We start from the raw sequence: 19,088 nt of genomic DNA, 5'->3' as shown, positions 1-19,088 counted from the left end.
ACGTTAAAGAGGGGCGCGTCGATGGTGGTGTCCGTGCGATCGTGTGCGGACTTCTGCCCCGTGGCCGCCGAGCGGGCGCAGTGGTGTCCACATCGTTCCTGCCCACCGGGTCCCACGGGAGTAGACCGCAGTGACCGCGCCTCGCCTGCTCAGCCCATTCACGCGTACGCGCACCAGGCTCACCCTGACCGTCGGTCTGCTGGTGGTCGCGCTCGTCGCCGCGACGCTGCCCTGGCTGCGGTCCACCATCGACCGGCTCGTCGCGCCGGACCCGGCACCATCGGCCGGCCCGCTCGACGACTCAGCGGCCCTGGCCCAGGCCCGCCGCACCGGTAAGGAGGTGCTGATCGACACCGCGACGACCGCCACCTCACTCACCTGGGCCAGACCGGACGGGCAACTGCGTACCACCAGCCACGCCATCGCACAGCGGGCCCGCGACGCCACCGGGCAGTGGGCGGAACTCGACACCACCCTCACCCGCACCGGTGCGGCCGACCAGGGCCGGGCCGACGGAGCCGGCCGCAGCCGGGTCACCGACGACGCCGACGGTCTCGGCGTACGGCCGGTCAACGCCCCGGCACCGGTCCGCTTCTCCAGCGGCGGACCGGCCGCCGACCGGTACGCGGCAGCGGACAACCAACCTGCCGACACCACCGACACCACTGACCGGGTGCTGGCCGAGCTGGACCTCGACGGTCACACCATCACGTACACCTGGCCCGGGCCGCTACCCGAGCCGGTGCTCGACGGCCCCCGGGCGCTCTACCCCGACGTGCTGCCCGGCGTCGACCTGCTGATGGTGGTACGCGACGACGGCGGCGTCGGCCAACTGCTCATCGTCAAGACGCCCGACGCGGCCACAGTGGACTCGGTCCGCCAGATCAACTACGGCCTGCGGTCGTCGACCGCTGTCTTCCAGCACGACCCGGTCACCGGCGGGGTCCGGATCCTCGACCCGGCCGACGACCAGGAGATCAGCTCCATCCCCACCCCGTTCGGCTGGGACTCCTCCGGACGCAACACGGACGACCCCGACGCGCCCCCGCGTACCTCGGTGGCCACCACGACCGACGTGCTGCGCCTGTCCGGCCTCAGCGGTGCCGAGCCGGGCTCCAAGATCGGCCAGCTGCCCAGCACACTCGACGGCGACGGCACCGGTGAGGCGCGACTGCGGCTGGACGCGGCGGCCAGCGGACTGCTGGACGACGCCGAGGTCCGGTTCCCGATCTTCCTCGACCCGACGATGCGCAGCACCACCCAGGCGTGGGCGACCATCTACAGCCAGCACCCGAACACCAACACCTGGAACGGCACCAACTTCAACAACGGCACCACCGTCGCTCGGGTCGGCTACGAGGAGGAGACGCCGCTGCGCGCCCGCACCTTCTGGCGGATGGGCTTCAACAGCAACATCGAGGGCGCGACGGTCAGTTCAGCCAGCCTGCGGCTGCTGAACAACCACTCGTGGAGCTGCCAGGCCCGGGAGATGCGGCTGTGGCTCACCGGTGCAATCTCCTCCGGCACCACCTGGAAGAAGCAGCCGGACTGGATCTCCGAGCAGCAGCGTCGGTCGTTCGCGCACGGTTACAGCAACCAGTGCGCCGACGCCTACGTCAGCTTCGACGTGCAGCAGGGGGCCCAGGCCGGCGCGACCAACGGCTGGTCCCAGATCACCTTCGTCATGCGGGCCACCGACGAGGACGACACCCACACCTGGCGCAAGTTCCAGGTCAGCGCGACCGAGCTGACCGTGGTCTACAACCGCAGCCCCAACGAGCCGACCGCCGGCACCGTCACACCCGGCGGAAACTGCGCACCCGGGCCCGGCGGCGGCACCCTCGTCGCCCGGACCAACCTGGTGCTGGCCGCCACTGGTTCAGACCCGGACGGCAACCTGCGCGGGCTGCGCTTCCGCTTCTGGCCCACCGGCGGTACGGTGCCCGCCGGCACCCTCGTCACCAGCCTGAGCAGCGGACGGGGCAGCGTGACGATCCCCGCCACCAGCCTGGTGGATGGCGTCACCTACTCCTGGGACGTCCGGTCCGAGGACACCGACGGCGCGACATCGTGGTACTTCCCGCCAGGTGATCAACCCTGTCGGATCACGATCGACGCCAGCGCGCCACCGGCTCCGGCCGTCACCAGCGACGTGTTCCTGGCCGCCACCCCGGACGGAGCGACCTGGGCAACGGTGAAGTTCGGCCAGACCGGTCCGGTCACCTTCACCGCCGCCGACGCCGCCCAGTTCAGCTACGCGCTCGGCGGGCGTGAGCTGACATACGTGACCGCCAACTCCGGCACGGCGACCGTGCCCGACCTGCGACCCCGACACTCCGGCCCGACCACCCTGCAGGTGTACGCGTACGACGCGGCCGGCAACCGGAGCGCCCGTACCGACCACACCTTCTACGTACCGCCTCGCGACACTGCGGACGGGCCGGGCGACACCGGAGGCGACGGACGACCCGATCTGACGATCATCGACGCCGACGGCAATCTGCGGACCTATCCCAGCGACACCGACGGAGCCCTGTACGGATCCCTGGCTGCGTCGTACAGCGCCGATGGCCAGCTCGACCCGGCCGGGCACTGGTACGACCCGGCGACCTCCCAGGTCGCGCTGCTCACCAAGTACGGCGACGCCTTCCCCGGCGACGGCATCACCGACCTGTTTGTCCGCACCCCCGACGGCGGCTTCTGGATCTACCCCGGCGACGGGTACGGCAGCTTCGACGTCGACGACCGGATCCGGGTGCGGTTGCCGGCTGGAGCGCCGGACCCGGCCACCTGGACCCAGCTCAAGGCCGTCGGGGACATCACCGGGGACGGTCACCCCGACCTGGCGCTGCGGGCCGGCACTGCCTTCTGGACGTTGAGCGGCTACACCGGGGCGAGCTTCCAGCAGGCGACCCTGATGGAGGGCACTGCCTGGGCCCGCAGGGAGATCGTCAATGTGGTCGACATCGACCAGGACGGGACCCCGGACTTACTGTGGCGCGACTTGGACAACGGCAGAATGTCTGTGCGGCACGGCCTACCTGGCACCGTCGCTGGTAGCGTCGATCTGCACTCGTTGAAGTTGGCCGTGAACTCCCGCGACGGTGATGTCTCCTTCGGCACCGGCTGGTCGGCCGCGAGCGTCGACCTGGTGATCGGCGTCCCCGACGTCAACGGCGACGGCGTACCCGACATGTGGGCCCGGTGGACGTCGGACGGACAACTACGGGTCTACCATCCCTCCACCTCCGCCGCAGGCACCGCCGTACAGGTTCTTTCGGACACGGCTTATCCGGGCGTCAAGGGACTCGGCTGACCGCAGCCGCGTCCGTGACACCCTCGTGGCGGCTGTATCGCTGAGCTCGATGGCCTGCCGATCGGCAAAGTTTGCCTGAGAACCCGTGTTTGCCTGTAGCAGGAAAACCCCGGTTCTCTGGCAAACTTTGCTAGGTGGGTCGCGATCTGAGCAAGAGCTGCTGACCGAGGCGTATGAGCTGCTGCGGCGTCTGCTCCCTGACGACGTGGGTATGGAGCTACGGCCGGCCGGCGCCCGCGTACCTGGCTGCGCTCCTCGCTGCCTACCGCGACTGACGGCGGCTCGTCCGGGGCGGCTCCGTTGTCGTAGGGCGGGCCTACACTGCTGCGCCATGGCGATGGTGACCTTTGTCGACGAGAGCACGGCCGGGGCCCGTACCCCGGCCTGGGCTCTGCGGATATTCGAGGAGCGGCTGACGCTGCGGGAGCTGATCCGCCGGCGGATCCATCAGGAGGTGGCCGAGTACCACGCCGCCGAGGCCGCCGGGACGGCACCGGCACGGTCACTGGTGCAGCCGACCCCGGTGGAGCGGGCCCTCAACGGCGACCCGACCACCCGTCGCCGTCCCCGGGTCGACCCGGACAACCAGGTGGCGCTCGCCGAGACAGCGTTCAGCCGCAACGGGTTCGTGGTGCTGGTCGGCGACCGCCAGGTGGAGAATCTCGATGACGAGGTCGACCTGCGCCGCGACACCGAGGTCACCTTCCTCAAACTCGTACCGCTGGTCGGTGGCTGATGTCGGTCAGGAACAACACCGAGCCGTGGCGCATCGAGCGGTTGCGTGAGCTGGTCACCGCTGGCGAGATCGTCGACCTGTCGTGGTACCTGCAGACACATTCGAAGCAGGCGTTGGACGACAAGGACGCGTGGAAGTCGCTGCGTCTGCTGTCCCGGCCGGATCTGGTGCGCCTGTTGCGCCTCATGATCGAGGCGGCCACCGACGCGCGCAGGCGATCGTGGACGACCGTGGAGGTCATCTCCCGGCTGGCCCGGCGGCTACCCGACAACCTCACCGAGGCCGACGCCCGGGTCATCGCCGACTTCGCGGTCCGGCAGTGGCGCGCAATCCCGCCCGGCGCGTTGGAGGTTGTGGCCCGCAGGTTGGCTGCCGAGGGACCGCTGCCGGAGGCGTTGCTGCGGTTGGCGATCCACCTGTCCGGGGAGAACGCTCAGCTGCGGCGGCTGACGATCGAGCTGGGCATCGCACCGCTGTCCACCGAAGACCCATGGGCCGAGCAGATCACCACCGAACTGCCGACCCTCGACCCGGTCTGGCCGCGGCTGCTGGCACATGCCAGCACCGCCACCACCCCCCGCCCGTCGGCGGCCTGGGTGAAGGCCGCGCGGGAGCTGCTCACCCAGGTCGACCCGGGTCAGGCCTGTGCGGTGCTGGGCCGGTGGCTGGCCGCGGCGTCGGTCACCCCGCAGCGGGTGCCGGACGCCGGCAACGCGGACGTGCTGCGTGGTCTGCTCTGGCTGGTGGAGCTGACCGGGCCGACCGCCGACCAGGTACGCCAGGTCGGCGTACTCGTCGAGGTGATGCTGCGGCGGCTGCCCGGGATCGGACCGGCCGGCCCGAAGGTCGCCAACGCGGCGGTCGGGGTGCTGGGTCGCCTCGACGGTGACGCCGCGCTGGCTCAGCTGGCCCGGTTGTCGGCGCGGCTGACGTACAAGGGCACCCGCAACGAGGTCGACAAGGCGCTCGATACGCGGGCCGCCGCGCTCGGCATCGGCCGCGACGAGATCGAGGAGTTGGCGGTCCCCGACTACGGGTTGTCCGACGTCGGTCGGCACGAGGTGACGGTCGGTGGCTGCCGGGTCGAGCTGCTGGCCGGCGGCGGCGCTGTCGCGGTGACCTGGCACAACGACGCCGGCCGGGTGGTGAAGTCGCCGCCGGCGGCGGTACGGCGTGACCATCCGCAGGTCGTGGCCGAGATCAAGACGCTGGCCAAGGACGTGACCGGGATGCTGGCGGCGCAGTCGGCCCGGCTGGACCGGCTCTTCGTGGCCCGACGCAGTTGGAGCCTGCCGGCGTGGCGGGAGCGCTACCTGGACCATCCGCTGGTCGGCGTCCTGGCCCGGCGGCTGCTCTGGTTGGTCGACGGGGTGGCGTGCGGCTGGGCGGACGGTGCGCTGCGTACCGTCGACGACGCCCCGGTGTCCGCCACCGACGACGCGGTGGTGCAGCTGTGGCATCCGATCGGCCGGCCGGTGCCGGAGGTGGTCGCCTGGCGGGAGTGGCTGGAGCGGCACCGGGTGGTGCAGCCGTTCAAGCAGGCCCACCGCGAGGTGTACCTGCTGACCCCGGCGGAGGAGTCGACCGGCAGCTACTCGAACCGGTTCGCCGGGCACGTGCTGCGCCAGCACCAGTTCCACGCGCTCGCCGCCGCCCGGGGCTGGGTGGACAAGCTGCGGTTGATGGTCGACGACACCTGTCCGCCGACGTTACGGCAGCTGCCGCAGTGGGGGCTGCGGGCGGAGTACTGGGTGGAGGGGGTCGGCGACGACTATGGTGCCGACACCACCGACAGCGGTACGTACCTGCGGCTGGTCACCGACCAGGTGCGGTTCTATCCGATCGACGCCCCCGGCAACGAGGCGCACGCCACCGGCGGCGGGTACACCGCCGGCCGGCGGGGTGCGCGGGAGCAGCGGGCACCGGCGGAGCCGCTACCGCTGGACCAGGTGCCACCGGTGGTGTTCAGCGAGGTGATGCGCGACGTCGACCTGTTTGTCGGGGTGGCCAGCGTCGGCAATGACCCGACCTGGTCCGACGGCGGCCCGCAAGGCCGGTTCCGGGACTACTGGTCTTCCTACAGCTTCGGGGAGTTGTCGGCGACGGCGCAGACCCGCCGGGATCTGCTGGCCCGGCTGCTGCCCCGGCTGGCGGTGGGCAGCCAGGCCAGCATCGATGGCCGGTTCCTGGTGGTCCGGGGCGAGCTGCGCACCTACAAGATCCACCTGGGGTCGGGCAACATCCTGATGAGCCCGAACGACACCTATTTGTGCATCGTGCCGGACCGCACATCGACTCGGTCGGGGGGCGGCCACAGCGAGTTCCTGCCGTTCGAGGGAGACAACGTTCTCGCTGTCATCCTCAGCAAGGCCATGCTGCTGGCCAGGGACACCAAGATCACCGACGTGACTATCACCCGGCAAATCGGGATCGCCGCTGGTTCATGATCCACGTGGGGGTCGGACCGACAGTTCCTCCCTGCCAGACGTCCGGGTCGGGCGCCGCGATTGTCGCGGTGCCCGACCGACACTGATCATGCAACTTTCTTGACCATCAGGTAAGGGGTGCCTTTCTCCGAAACCGCCTTCGGGTTGCGGACCCGACCGAGCCAGCGCGGCTTGGGTGCGTGGGCGACGGTGTCGGACGCAGCGGTCCGGCGGAGGTGGCACCTCGGGTCAGGGCAGTGCGGCAGGCGATCGGGGCTGCGTCGCGATGACCGGTACGCGTGGGACAACGGTCAAGCACTCATCACCGGACAAACCCCTGTCAGCTCATTTGTATGGGCCACCTGAGACGATTGTGCAGCACTCCCGGACGCCGCACTCCCCCACACTGCCAGCAATTGGCGTGCACCTCGGCGATTGATTTAATTGTCAGCGGGGTGCATTCCACGTAAACCGTCGCACCGACCGTTCTTCATGCGGATCAGCAGTGGCCTTGCCCGGTTTCCGAAGAAACTGTTATCCAGGTGGACGAAACGAGAGGCGGCAACCGTGGCACGGGCCTTCCATCGGGGCACCCCCGGGCAGGGCCGCCGCAGGTCAGCGGCCCCGCCCAGGATACCTGGAGGTTCCACGTCATACCTCGCATCTCGGGCTAGTGAGCGTGGTACAGGCTTTGCCGCGCCGGTCGCCACATACCTGATTCGGTGACGATACCGTCGACAATGGAACGGGTTGGAATGGTGGGACCGATCTCAGTCGAGCCCCGTACGAGATGTCCGAAACATCCCGTACGGGGATGTTTTTCGTTCATGGCAGACCGTCGGGTATGGTCGAGTGCAAACCCCCACCACAGACCTGGTTTGACTTGCCCACCGACCGTCCGACGACTCGATTTCGGTCGATGAACACCTCCCGTGTGCGTCGATTGGGACCAGCGTCACGACATTCGTTGGAATGGAGATCGTGTCCGCAATCGTCGTGAAATCGTTGTACAAAATTTTCGGCAAACGTGCTGACAAGGCGCTCGAGCGCCTCAAGACCAGCCAACCCGACGCTCCGGCGAACCTGGGTGGTGCCACCGCCGCCGTCGTCGACGCCAACTTCGAGGTCAAGCGCGGCGAGATCTTCGTCGTGATGGGGCTCTCCGGGTCCGGCAAGTCCACCCTGATCCGTATGCTGAACGGCCTGCTCACCCCGACTGGCGGCTCGGTCGAGATCGACGGCGTCGACCTGACCAAGCTCAAGCCGGCCGCGCTGCGCAAGCTGCGCCGCGAGAAGATCAGCATGGTCTTCCAGCACTTCGCGCTGCTGCCGCACCGCTCGGTCCTGGAGAACGCCGGCTACGCGCTGGAGGCCGCCGGGCTGCCCCGGGCCGAACGGCGGGAGCGGGCGATGGAGGCGCTGCGCCTGGTCGGTCTGGACCGCTGGGCGGACAAACTGCCCCAGGAGCTGTCCGGCGGAATGCGCCAACGGGTCGGCCTGGCCCGGGCATTGGCCGCCGGCACCGACATCATGCTGATGGACGAGGCGTTCTCCGCCCTCGACCCGCTGATCCGCCGCGAGGTGCAGGACCAGTTGCTGGACCTGCAGGCCCAGCTCGGCAAGACGATCGTCTTCATCACCCACGACCTCAACGAGGCGATGCGCCTCGGCGACCGGATCGCCGTGATGCGCTCCGGCCGGATCGTCCAGCTGGGCACCGCCGAGGAGATCCTCACCGACCCGTCGAACGACTACGTCGCGCAGTTCGTGGCGGACGTCGACCGTACCCGCATCCTCACCGCATCATCGGTGATGGAGCGACCACTCGGCGTCGTCGACGTCAACTCCGGGCCCCGGGTCGCCGCCCGGATCCTCCGGGAGACGCAGACCTCCGCGATCTATGTCACCGGCAAGAACAAGCAGTTCCTCGGTACGGTCTCCGACGACGTGATCGACCAGGCGGTCCGCGACGGCCGACGAAACCTGCAGGACGTGGTGACCACCGACCACGTCCGGGTCGCCGGGGAAGACACCCCGGTCGCCGAGTTGTTCACCCCCTGTGCGGAAAGTTCGCACCCGCTCGCGGTGACCGACACCACCGGCCGGCTCACCGGCGTGATCCCCCGGATCACCCTGCTCAGCGCGCTCGGCAGCATCGGCAGCGACACCGGCAACGGGACCAGCGACGGCACCGGCGACGGTGCCGAGCCGACCAGCTCCAGCGAGGTGGGCACCATCACCGCGACAGTCCCTGATCAGGCAACCCCGGCTGACGCAGTGCTGAGCCCGGAGGGAGACCGCTCATGAACGCCGCCGACGGCATTGACAGCTTCCTGCCGTACGTCAAGATCGGCTCGGCGTTCGAGGTCATCGTCGACTGGACGACCGAGCACATGGGCGCGCTCTTCGACGGGATCTCGAGCTTCGTCGAGTCGCTGGTGGATCCCCTGGTCGACGTACTGACCGCACCGCCGGCGATCGTCGTGGTGCTGATCTTCGCGGCGCTCGGCTGGTGGCTGCGCGGGTGGAAGTTCGGCATCGGCACCGCCGTCGGGCTCGGCATCGTCGCCGGCATGCCCTACTGGGAAGAGACCATGAGTACGCTGGCGTTGGTGCTGGTGGCGAGCGGTCTGTCGCTGGCGATAGCGGTCCCACTCGGGATCCTGATCGCGGAGAACCAGCGGATGGCGGCGTTGACCCGCCCGGTGCTCGACCTGATGCAGACGTTGCCGGCGTTCGTCTACCTGATCCCGGCGATCTTCTACTTCGGCATTGGCGCCGTCCCCGGGGTAATCGCTACGGTGGTGTTCAGTATGCCGCCGGGGGTCCGGCTGACCCAGCTGGGCCTGCGACAGATCGACCGCGAGGTGATCGAGGCCGGTGAGGCGTTCGGCGCGTCGCCCTGGGCGATCCTGCTCCGTACCAAGTTGCCGCTCGCCCTGCCGACCATCATGCAAGGGGTCAACCAGGTAATCATGCTGGCGTTGTCGATGGTCGTCATCGCCGGGATGGTCGGGGCCGGCGGCCTCGGCGAAGTGATCAACACCGCACTCGCCCGGATCCAGGTCGGCCAGGGCTTCGAAGGCGGCATCGCCGTGGTAATCCTGGCCGTGGTGCTCGACCGGCTGACCGACTCGATCGGGGCCCGTACCCGGTCGGCGAAGGCGCAGCGGGCGCTACAGGAAGCCTGACCCGCGAATCCGGCCGCAAGTCCGGCCCGAACCCGAACCCGAACCCGAGTCCGAACCAAGAGCTGCACCGTATCCGAACCGAGATCCCGCAGGGAGGGTCACCGGTGCCGGCGCCCTGCCTCGCTGCCGCGAGTCCGCCGGTGTAGGGCAACACGATGGAAGGACGACAACGAATGTTCCGCAACAACCCGCTACGCCGGGCCGCAGTGGCGGCCACCGCCGCCCTGGCCCTGGGGCTCGCCGCCTGCGGCAGCGACGCCGACAGCGAGAACGGCTCCGACGCCGCCGACAAGAGCATCACCATCGGCTACATGGCCTGGGACGAGGCGATCGCCGCCTCCTACCTGTGGCAGAACATCCTCGAGGCCGAGGGGTACGAGGTCGAGCTGACCAACGTCGAAGCCGGCGTGGTCTACTCCGGTCTGGCCTCCGGCGACATCGACCTGTTCCTGGACGGCTGGCTGCCGCAGACGCACGCCTCCTACATGGAGGAGTACAGCGACGACCTGGAGACGATCGGGGTCTGGTACGACAACGCCAGCCTGAGCATCGCCGTCCCCGCCTACGTGGACGGGGTCGACTCGCTGGCGGATCTGGCTGACAACGCCGAGCTGTTCAACAACGAGATCATCGGCATCGAGCCGGGTGCCGGTCTGACCGCCGCCACCCAGGACAAGGTCATGCCGACCTACGGGCTGGACGACTACGAGCTGCGGACCTCGTCCACCCCGGCGATGCTCGCCGCGCTGCAGAGCGCGATCGGCGACGAGGAGCCGATCGTGGTGACCCTGTGGCACCCGCACTGGGCCTACTCGAACTACGAGCTGAAGGACCTGGCCGACCCGGAAGGCACTCTGGGTACCGCTGAGGAGATCACCACGCTGGCCCGGACCGGGTTCAGCGCGGACTTCCCCGAGGTGACCGCGATGCTGGAGAAGTTCCAGATGGACGACCAGCAGCTCGGTTCGCTGGAGGACCTGATGTTCAACGTGCACGAGGGTGACGAGCCGGCCGCCGTCGAGGCGTGGCTGTCGGAGAACCCGGACTACCTGTCCACCCTGGGTGTCTCCTGACGCCGGACTGACTGACCGAAACACCGCGGACCGGGGTGTCCGGGCTGGCCTGACGGCCGGTCCGGGCACCCCGGTCCCGTCTGTCGTGAGCCCTGCAGCAGCCTCCGGCAGCCCGGCAGCAGCCTTGCTCGGCGGAGAAGTTCTTGCTTCTGATACGCGTTGCGCAGTAGATTTTCCTGCATGACGCGATGATGTCTGGAATTTTTGCCACACCTTCACTGGGTGCCGTCCCGCCGAAAGGAGTTCTTCCGTGGCCACACGCTTCCGGGTCACCTACGCGACCCTGTCCGCTGACAACGAGGACCTGCACACGGCGTACGAGGACGGCGCGGACCGGGCGCGGGCCTGGCTGGGTCAGCGCCTCACCCCGGTGGTCGACGGCGCCGCCCGGCCCGGGGTCGACCCGGCCGAGCTGGTCAGCCCGGGTGACGTGACGCTCAAGCTGGCCACCGTCACCGCCGCCACCGACCAGGACGTCGACGCGGCGGTCACCGCCGCCCGCAGCGCGGCCGCTGGCTGGGCCGCGACCCCGTGGCCGGACCGGGTCGCGGTGCTGCGCCGGGCGGCCGACCTGATCAGCGAGCGCTCCAACGAGTACGCCGCGCTGATGAGCATGGAGGTCGGCAAGAACCGGCTGGAGGCGCTCGGCGACGTCGAGGAATCGGCGGACCTGATCCGCTACTACTGCGACATGTACGACAAGCATCACGGTTTCGACCAGCCGATGGCGACGATCGCCGCCAACGAGTCCACCCGCAGCGTGCTCAAGCCGTACGGGGTCTGGGCCGTGATCAGCCCGTTCAACTTCCCGATGGCGTTGACCGCCGGGCCGGCCGGCGCGGCACTCGTCGCCGGCAACACCCTCGTCCTCAAGCCCAGCCTGCAGGGCACCTTCTCGGCCTGGAAGTTCTTCGAGTGCCTGGTCGACGCTGGGCTGCCGACCGGTGTCGCCCATTTCCTCCCCGGCGGCGACGACCCGGGGCGGGCGCTGGTGGCGCACCCCGGCGTCGGCGGCCTCACCTTCACCGGATCGTACGAGACCGGCATGTCGATCATCCGGGCGTTCACCGGCGCCTACCCGAGGCCGGTGATCTGCGAGATGGGCGGCAAGAACGCCGCGATCGTCTCGGCCCGGGCCGACCTGGACCGGGCCGTCTCCGGCGTCGCCCGCTCCGCGTTCGGCTTCTCCGGCCAGAAGTGTTCGGCCTGCTCCCGGGTGTACGTGGCGCGCGAACTCCACGACGAGTTCGTCGCCCGGCTGGCCGAACGGGCCGAGTCGCTGGTCGTCGGCGACCCGCTGGCCCGCGACACGTACCTCGGGCCGGTCATCGACGCCGCCGCCGTACGCCGTTACGGCGAGGCCGTCGCACACGCCGCGACCGTCGGCCGGGTGGTCACCGGCGGCCAGGTGCTCGCCGGGGTCGACGGCCGCCCCGACGGCTACTACCTGGCACCGGCCGTCGTCGCCGACGTACCGCCCGACGACGACCTCTTCCAGCGCGAGCTGTTCGTGCCGTTCGTTGCGGTCAGCCCGGTCGACTCGGTCGACGAGGGCCTGGACCGGGCCAACAGCGTGCCGCTGGGCCTGACCGCCGGGTTCTTCTCCACCGACCAGGGCGAGATCGACCACTTCCTCAACCGGATCGAAGCCGGCGTCGTCTACGTCAACCGGCCGGCCGGCGCCACCACCGGCGCCTGGCCCGGAGTGCAGCCGTTCGGCGGCTGGAAGGGCTCCGGCAGCACCGGCAAGGCCGGCGGCGGACCGTACTACCTGCAGCAGTTCCTCCGCGAGCAGTCGCAGACGGTGGTGGCCTGATGACGACGATCCCCGACTGGTTCGACCCGGACCGCCCGCAACCGCACCTGGTCACCGAACTGCCCGGACCGCAGGCCCGCGAAGTGCTGGCCCGCGACCAAGCGGTGACCAGCCCGTCGCTGCCCCGCGCCTACGCGATCGCGCCCCGGCGCGGCCACGGCACCGTCGTCGAGGACGTCGACGGCAACCTGTTCCTCGACTTCAACGCCGGGATCGCGGTCACCTCCACCGGCCACTGCCACCCGAGCGTCGTCGAGGCGGTGCAGCAGCAGGCCGCGACCCTGCTGCACTACTCGGCCAGCGACTTCTACCTGCCGCTGTACGGCCAGATGTGCCAGGCGCTGGCCGAGACCGCGCCGATGGACGGGCCGGTACGGGTCTTCCTGACCAACTCCGGGGCCGAGGCCGTCGAGGGCGCGCTGAAGCTGTCCCGGTACGCCACCGGCCGGCAGTACGTGATCAGCTTCTACGGATCGTTCCACGGCCGCACCTACGGGGCGATGACGCTGACCGGGTCGAAGTCCAAGTACCACAAGGGGTTCGGCCCGCTGCTGCCCGGCGTGCTGCACGCGCCCTACGCCCCGGCGTCGCTGGACTTCATCGAGGAGGTGCTGTTCGAGCACCAGGTGGATCCGAGCGAGGTCGCGGCGATCTTCGTCGAACCGATCCAGGGTGAGGGCGGCTTCATCGTGCCGCCGGCCGGCTGGCTCGCCCGGCTGCGGCGGATCTGCGACCGGCACGGGATCCTGCTCGTCGCCGACGAGGTGCAGTGCGGCATGGGCCGCACCGGCCGGATGTGGGCGATCGAGCACACCGGCGTACAGCCGGACATCCTGATCAGCGCGAAAGGCATCGCCTCCGGTCTGCCGCTGGGCGCGTTCCTGGCCCGGGCCGAGCTGATGGAGGCGTGGGGTCCGGGCGCGCACGGCTCCACCTACGGCGGCAGCCCGGTGCCGTGTGCCGCCGGCCTGGCCACCCTGCGGGTCATCCAGGACGAGGGCCTGCTGAACAACGCCACCGAGCAGGGTGAGTTCCTGCTCGCCGGGCTACGTGAACTGCAGCAGGCGTACCCGCAGCTGCTCGTCGACGTGCGCGGGGTCGGCCTGATGATCGGCGTCGAGTTCCCCACCGGCGAGATCGCCGGCCAGGTGCAGCAGGCGGCGTTCAGTCGCGGCCTGCTGGTGCTGGAGGCCGGCGTCAACGCGGTACGGATGTCACCGCCGCTGGTGATCACCCGGGCCCAGGCGCAGACCGGTCTGCGGCTGTTCGGCGCGGCCGTCGCCGAGGTCGCCGCCGACCTGCAGGCCGCCGGCAACGGAAAGGTCGAAGCCGGCGGGGAGGTCGCAGCCGGCGGGGCCGTCGCCGTACCGGGATGAGCCACGTCTTCGGCCGGGTGTCCGACGATGCGCCACGGATCGCCTCGGCGTCCGGCGCGCAGCTGTGGGACACCACCGGCAAGCGCTACCTCGACGCGGCCGCCGGGGCGATCGTCGTCGGCATCGGCCACGGCGTCACCGAGGTGGTCCGGGCGCAGGCCGAGCAGGCCGGCGCGGTCGCGTACGCGCACGGCTCGATGTTCCGCGCCGACGTGCTGGAGGAGTACGCCACCGAGCTCGCGGCCGTACTGCCGATGGACGATCCGTTGGTCTTCCCGGTCTCCGGCGGCAGCGAGGCGGTGGAGACCGCGCTGAAGATGGCCCGCGCCTACCACCTGGCCCGGGGCGAGGACCGGCACCTCGTCGTCGGCCGGGTCGGTTCCTACCACGGCAACTCCCGGGGCGCGTTGGACGTCTCCGGCCGGGCCGGGCTGCGTGCGCCGTACCTGCCGTGGCTGGGGCAGGCGGTGCACACCTCGACCCCGTACGAGTACCGCTGCCCGTTCCCGGACACCCATCCGGTCGGCTGCGGGGCACGGCACGCGGCTGCGCTGGCCGAACTGTGCCGGGCCCGGCCGGTCGCGGCGTTCATCGCCGAGCCGATCGCCGGGGCCGGGCTGGGTGCCTGCGTCCCGCCGGACGACTACTGGCCGGCCGTCGCCGAGGTCTGCCGCCGGTACGGGGTGCTGCTCATCGCCGACGAGGTGATGACGGGCTTCGGCCGTACCGGCACCTGGTTCGGCGTCGACCACTGGGGGGTACGCCCGGACATCCTGGTCGCGGCGAAGGGGGCCAGCTCGGGCTACTGGCCGCTAGGGCTGGCCGTCGCCGCCGGCCCGGTGCACGACACGATCGCGCGCACCGGTTTCACCCACGGCTTCACCTACTCGCACCACCTGGTCGGCGCGGCCACCGGCCGGGCGGTGCTGCGGGTGCTGCGCGAGCGGGACCTCGTCGCGGCGGGCCGCCGGGCCGGTGAGTCGCTGCGCCGGGCCCTGCGCCGGGAGCTGGCCGACTCACCGTACGTCGGGGACGTCCGCGGTCGCGGCCTGCTGGTCGGCGTCGAACTGGTCGCCGACCGGCAGACCGCGCGGCCGTACGCCCGTACCGCCCGGGTCGCCGAACGGGTCGTCGCCGCCGCCCGGCACGCCGGTCTGCTGCTCTACAGCGGAACCGGCTGCGCCGACGGCGTCGACGGTGACGTGATCCTGCTCGGCCCGCCGCTGGTCGTCTCCGCCGATGAGGTCGAGGAGATCGCCGTCGGCACGGCGGCCGCGATCCGCGCCGTCACCGAGCCGGTGGCAGCGGGGTAGCCGGTCGCGGCGGGCCGGGCGGGGACGCGGGTCAGAAGTCGTCGTCGAAGGTGACCGAGCCGGTCACCCCGACCTGGTACGCCGACACCCGTCGTTCGAAGAAGTTGGACAGCTCCTGCACGTCCTGCAACTCCATGAACGCGAACGGGTTCTTCGACCCGTACATCGGTTCGATGCCGAGCACCGCGAGCCGCCGGTCGGCGACGTGCTGCAGGTATTCCCGCATGTCGGCCAACGACATTCCGGACACGCCCTGGTCGAGCAGGTCCGCGGCAAACTGCACCTCGCACTCCACCGCCTCGGCCAGCATCTGTCTGACCTGCTGCTGCATCTCGGCGTCGAACAGCTCCGGCTCCTCGGCGCGGACCGTGTCCACCACGTCGAAGGCGAACGCCATGTGCATCGACTCGTCGCGGAACACCCAGTTGGTGCCCGAAGCGAGACCGTGCAGCAGACCCCGGGACCGCAGGTAGTACACGTACGCGAAGGCGCCGTAGAAGAACAACCCCTCGATGCAGGCGGCGAAGCAGATCAGGTTGAGCAGGAAGGCCCGCCGGTCGGCGCGGGTACGCAGCTCCCGCAACTCGAAGATCGAGTCGATCCATCTGAAGCAGAACTCGGCCTTGCGGGCGATCGACGGGATGTTCTCCACCGCCGCGAACGCCGCGAACCGTTCCCGCTCGTCCGGCACGTAGGTGTCCAGCAGGTTCAAGTAGAACTGGACGTGCACCGCCTCCTCGAACAGTTGCCGGGACAGGTAGAGCCGGCCCTCCGGGGAGTTGACGTGCTGGTAGAGGTTGAGCACCAGGTTGTTCGCGACGATGGTGTCGCCGGTGGCGAAGAACGCGACCAGCCGGGACACCAGGTGCTGCTCGGCAGGCGACAGTCTGGCCAGGTCCGGCAGGTCGGAGTGCAGGTCGACCTCTTCAACCGTCCAGGTGTTCTTGATCGCGTCCCGGAACCGGTCGAAGAACTGCGGGTAGCGCATCGGCCGCAGGGTCAGGTCCATGCCGGGGTCGAGCAGCAGCTGCCGTCGGCCCGCAGCTGCGGCGGCGGTCGCGGTGGCGGCGTCAGCGGTCGCGGCGTCGGTGTTGGTTTCGGAGACGGTGGTCACTGGCAGGCCTCACAGGTTTCGGGGTTTTCCAGGGAGCAGGCCGACGCCTCGTCGGCGCTGGCCGCGACGGTCGGCCCGGCGGTCGGCGCGATGCCGACGGTGGCCTGCTGGATCCGGGTCGCCGGACGCGACCGCAGGTAGTAGGTGGTCTTCAGCCCGGACTTCCAGGCGTACAGGTACATCGAGGACAGCTTGCCGATGGTCGGCGCGCTGAGGAACAGGTTCAGCGACTGCGACTGGTCGACGTACGGGGCACGGGCGGCGGCCAGGTCGATCAGCGCCCGTTGCGGCAGCTCCCATGCGGTACGGAACAGCTCCCGCACGTCGGCGGGCAGATCCGTGAGGCCCTGCACCGAGCCCTCGGCCCGCTTGATCTGCTCCCGGACCGGTGCTGTCCACAGCCCGCGCGCCTTCAGCTCACCGACCAGGTAGGTGTTGATCTGCAGGAACTCCCCGGACATGGTTTCGCGTTTGAACAGGTTGGACACCTGCGGCTCGATGCACTCGTAGCAGCCGGCGATCGAGGCGATCGTCGCGGTCGGCGCGATCGCGACCAGCAGCGAGTTCCGCAGACCGTGTGCGGCGATCGTCGACCGCAGTCGGGCCCACCGCTCGGGCTGGCCCGGCTCGGCACCCCACAGGTCCGGGTGCAGCTCGCCCCGGGCGGCCCGGGTCTCGGCGTACGCCGGATGCGGGCCGAACCGTTCGGCGAGCCCGGCGGAGGTTTCCAGCGCGGTCAGGAAGATCTCCTCCTGGACGCGGGTGGACAGCTCCCGGGCCGACGCCGAGTCGAACGGTAGCCGCAGCGTGAAGAACGCGTCCTGCAGGCCCATCAGCCCCAGCCCGACCGGCCGCCAGCGCGGGTTCGACGCCGACGCCTGCGCCGCCGGGTAGTAGTTGATGTCAATCACCCGGTCGAGGAACACCACGGCGGTACGGACGGTGGCGCGCAGCTTCGCCCAGTCGACGCCGTCGGCGGTGACGTGCGCGCCGAGGTTGATCGACCCGAGGTTGCACACGGCGGTCTCGTCGTCGCTGTTGACCTCGAGGATCTCGGTGCACAGATTGGACAGGTGGATCGTGTTGCCCGGCTCACCGGTCTGGTTGGACAGCCGGTTCGCGGCGTCCTTGAACGTCATCCACCCGTTGCCGGTCTGCGCCAGGGTGCGCATCATCCGCCCGTACAGGTCGCGGGCCTTGACCGTCCGGACCGCCTTCTTCTCCGCCGCCCGGTACGCCTCGTCGAACGCCTCGCCGAACAGGTCGGGCAGCTCGGGTGCGTCGGACGGGTCGATCAGCGACCAGTCGGCGTCCGCCTCGACCCGCCGCATGAACTCGTCCGGGATCCAGTTGGCCAGGTTGAGGTTGTGGGTGCGCCGGGCGTCCTCACCGGTGTTGTCCCGCAGCTCCAGGAACTCCTCGACGTCCGGGTGCCACGGCTCCAGGTAGACGCAGGCGGCGCCCTTGCGGCGGCCACCCTGGTTGACCGCCGCGACCCCGGCGTCGAGGGTCTTGAGGAACGGTACGATCCCGTTGGACCTGCCGTTGGTGCCCCGGATCAACGCGCCCCGGCCGCGTATCCGCGACCAGGAGATGCCGATCCCGCCGGAGAACTTCGACAGCTTCGCCACCTGGTGGTACCGCTCGTAGATCGAGTCGAGTTCGTCGCGCGGCGAGTCGACCAGGAAGCAGGACGACATCTGGGTGTGCCGGGTTCCCGAATTGAACAGGGTCGGTGAGCTGGGCAGATAGGCCAGGCTGGAGATCAGCCGGTAGAAGTCGATCGCCTCGGCCGGGGTCTGGGACAGCCCGCAGGCCACCCGCAGCAGCCAGTACTGTGGCGTCTCCACAACCAGCCGGGTCTGCGGATGCCGCAGCAGGTAACGGTCGGCCACCGTACGCAGCCCGAAGTACTCGAAGCGCAGGTCGCCGTCGACGTCGACAGCGTCGTCGAGTTTGCGGGCGTTGCGAGCGACGAAGGCGGCGGTGTCGTCGCCGATCAGCCCGAGGCCGTGGGCGTAGCGGATCGACTGGCTGAAGCTGGCCACCTGCTGGCCGCGGACCTCCTTGTCCACGTAGGCGGCGAGCAGCCGGGCCGCCAGTTTCGAGTACTGCGGCTCCTCGCCGATCAGCTCCGCCGCCGTCTGAATGGACAGTTTGTCCAGCTCGGCGGTTGTCGCCCCGTCGTACAGTCCGCTGATCGTCCGGGTCGCCACCCGCAGCGGGTCGACCTCGTCCAGGTCGGCGACCCAGTGTTCGACCGCCTTGACGATCTTGTTGACGTCCACCGGTTCGGTGTCGCCGTCGCGCTTGCGTACCTGCATCGGTTCCCCTTGTCGTGCCTGTCCACCGGTCGACGGACACACGGGGAGGACGCCACCGGTCACCCACCTGGCGGTCTGCTCCGCCGGCGTGGACCGGTCGTCGGCGTCGGCCGTCCCGCGCGGCCTTCGACCACCGCACGCGACGCGTGCGGCACGCTGGCAGGTCTTCGGACTCGTGGGCGTCGTGCTCGTACCTACTGGCCGTCGCTTCCCGGACCCGCCACGGGTCCAGTGCTCGGTGACGGCGGTCGTTCCCACTCACCGCTGCGGGGCAGTCCCGGACTCTAACCGGGTTCCCTCTTGCCTCGACCACCGCCGAGGGGCGGCCGAACCAGCTGCGGGGTACACCATATATGGGAGCAAGCCAGAAGACGCAACACCAGATACTGTGTTCGGCGTGTCG

Annotated in this window: 11 protein-coding genes and 1 riboswitch; of the genes, 9 read left to right on the top strand and 2 right to left on the bottom strand. The window is 69.9% G+C overall.

Annotation, left to right across the window (positions count from 1 at the left end; translation table 11 throughout):
- Positions 1-130 precede the first annotated feature (130 nt).
- From ACN27J_RS26330 to ACN27J_RS26290, 9 genes are all read left to right on the top strand, one after another.
- Positions 131-3,316, top strand: a complete 3,186-nt coding sequence (locus ACN27J_RS26330; RefSeq protein ID WP_421370312.1) for a DNRLRE domain-containing protein — start codon at positions 131-133, stop codon at positions 3,314-3,316.
- 331 nt (positions 3,317-3,647) lie between these two features.
- Positions 3,648-4,052: a hypothetical protein gene (locus ACN27J_RS26325; RefSeq protein ID WP_421370311.1), complete on the top strand. Its 405-nt coding sequence runs from the start codon at positions 3,648-3,650 to the stop codon at positions 4,050-4,052.
- Positions 4,052-6,499 carry a DUF4132 domain-containing protein gene (locus tag ACN27J_RS26320; protein WP_421370309.1) on the top strand — a complete coding sequence of 816 codons (2,448 nt, stop codon included), beginning with the start codon at positions 4,052-4,054 and terminating at the stop codon, positions 6,497-6,499. Before ACN27J_RS26325 ends, ACN27J_RS26320 begins: the two co-directional genes overlap by 1 nt.
- A gap of 951 nt (positions 6,500-7,450) precedes the next feature.
- Positions 7,451-8,785: a quaternary amine ABC transporter ATP-binding protein gene (locus ACN27J_RS26315; protein ID WP_421370307.1), complete on the top strand. Its 1,335-nt coding sequence runs from the start codon at positions 7,451-7,453 to the stop codon at positions 8,783-8,785.
- Complete coding sequence (locus tag ACN27J_RS26310) at positions 8,782-9,669, top strand: ABC transporter permease (RefSeq protein WP_278174031.1); 888 nt, start codon at positions 8,782-8,784, stop codon at positions 9,667-9,669. The genes ACN27J_RS26315 and ACN27J_RS26310 overlap by 4 nt, the downstream gene beginning before the upstream one ends.
- Before the next feature lie 173 nt (positions 9,670-9,842).
- On the top strand, positions 9,843-10,742 hold the full coding sequence (locus tag ACN27J_RS26305) for a glycine betaine ABC transporter substrate-binding protein (RefSeq protein WP_421370305.1): 900 nt from the start codon (positions 9,843-9,845) through the stop codon (positions 10,740-10,742).
- Positions 10,743-10,992: 250 nt separating this feature from the next.
- A complete protein-coding gene (locus tag ACN27J_RS26300; RefSeq protein ID WP_421370303.1) occupies positions 10,993-12,558 on the top strand; it encodes an aldehyde dehydrogenase family protein in 1,566 nt (521 codons plus the stop codon).
- Positions 12,558-13,934: an aminotransferase class III-fold pyridoxal phosphate-dependent enzyme gene (locus tag ACN27J_RS26295; protein ID WP_421370301.1), complete on the top strand. Its 1,377-nt coding sequence runs from the start codon at positions 12,558-12,560 to the stop codon at positions 13,932-13,934. The genes ACN27J_RS26300 and ACN27J_RS26295 overlap by 1 nt, the downstream gene beginning before the upstream one ends.
- Complete coding sequence (locus ACN27J_RS26290; protein ID WP_421370299.1) at positions 13,931-15,247, top strand: aspartate aminotransferase family protein; 1,317 nt, start codon at positions 13,931-13,933, stop codon at positions 15,245-15,247. Before ACN27J_RS26295 ends, ACN27J_RS26290 begins: the two co-directional genes overlap by 4 nt.
- 31 nt (positions 15,248-15,278) lie before the next feature.
- Here ACN27J_RS26290 and ACN27J_RS26285 read toward each other — a convergent pair whose 3' ends face one another.
- Together ACN27J_RS26285 and ACN27J_RS26280 are read right to left on the bottom strand one after the other, a co-directional pair.
- Entirely contained in the window at positions 15,279-16,361 is a 1,083-nt protein-coding gene (locus ACN27J_RS26285; protein WP_421370297.1) for a ribonucleotide-diphosphate reductase subunit beta, read from the bottom strand.
- Positions 16,358-18,685 carry a ribonucleoside-diphosphate reductase subunit alpha gene (locus ACN27J_RS26280; RefSeq protein ID WP_421370296.1) on the bottom strand — a complete coding sequence of 776 codons (2,328 nt, stop codon included), beginning with the start codon at positions 18,683-18,685 and terminating at the stop codon, positions 16,358-16,360. Before ACN27J_RS26280 ends, ACN27J_RS26285 begins: the two co-directional genes overlap by 4 nt.
- A 141-nt stretch (positions 18,686-18,826) precedes the next feature.
- Positions 18,827-19,036: riboswitch (cobalamin riboswitch) on the bottom strand.
- Between the last annotated feature and the right edge of the window lie 52 nt (positions 19,037-19,088).

Origin of the sequence: Solwaraspora sp. WMMB762 (genome assembly GCF_049179115.1) — a bacterium.
In the GTDB taxonomy this organism is placed as follows: domain Bacteria; phylum Actinomycetota; class Actinomycetes; order Mycobacteriales; family Micromonosporaceae; genus Micromonospora_E.
Note: the sequence above shows the minus strand (reverse complement) of the source record. Positions and strands in the feature narration are given on the sequence as shown.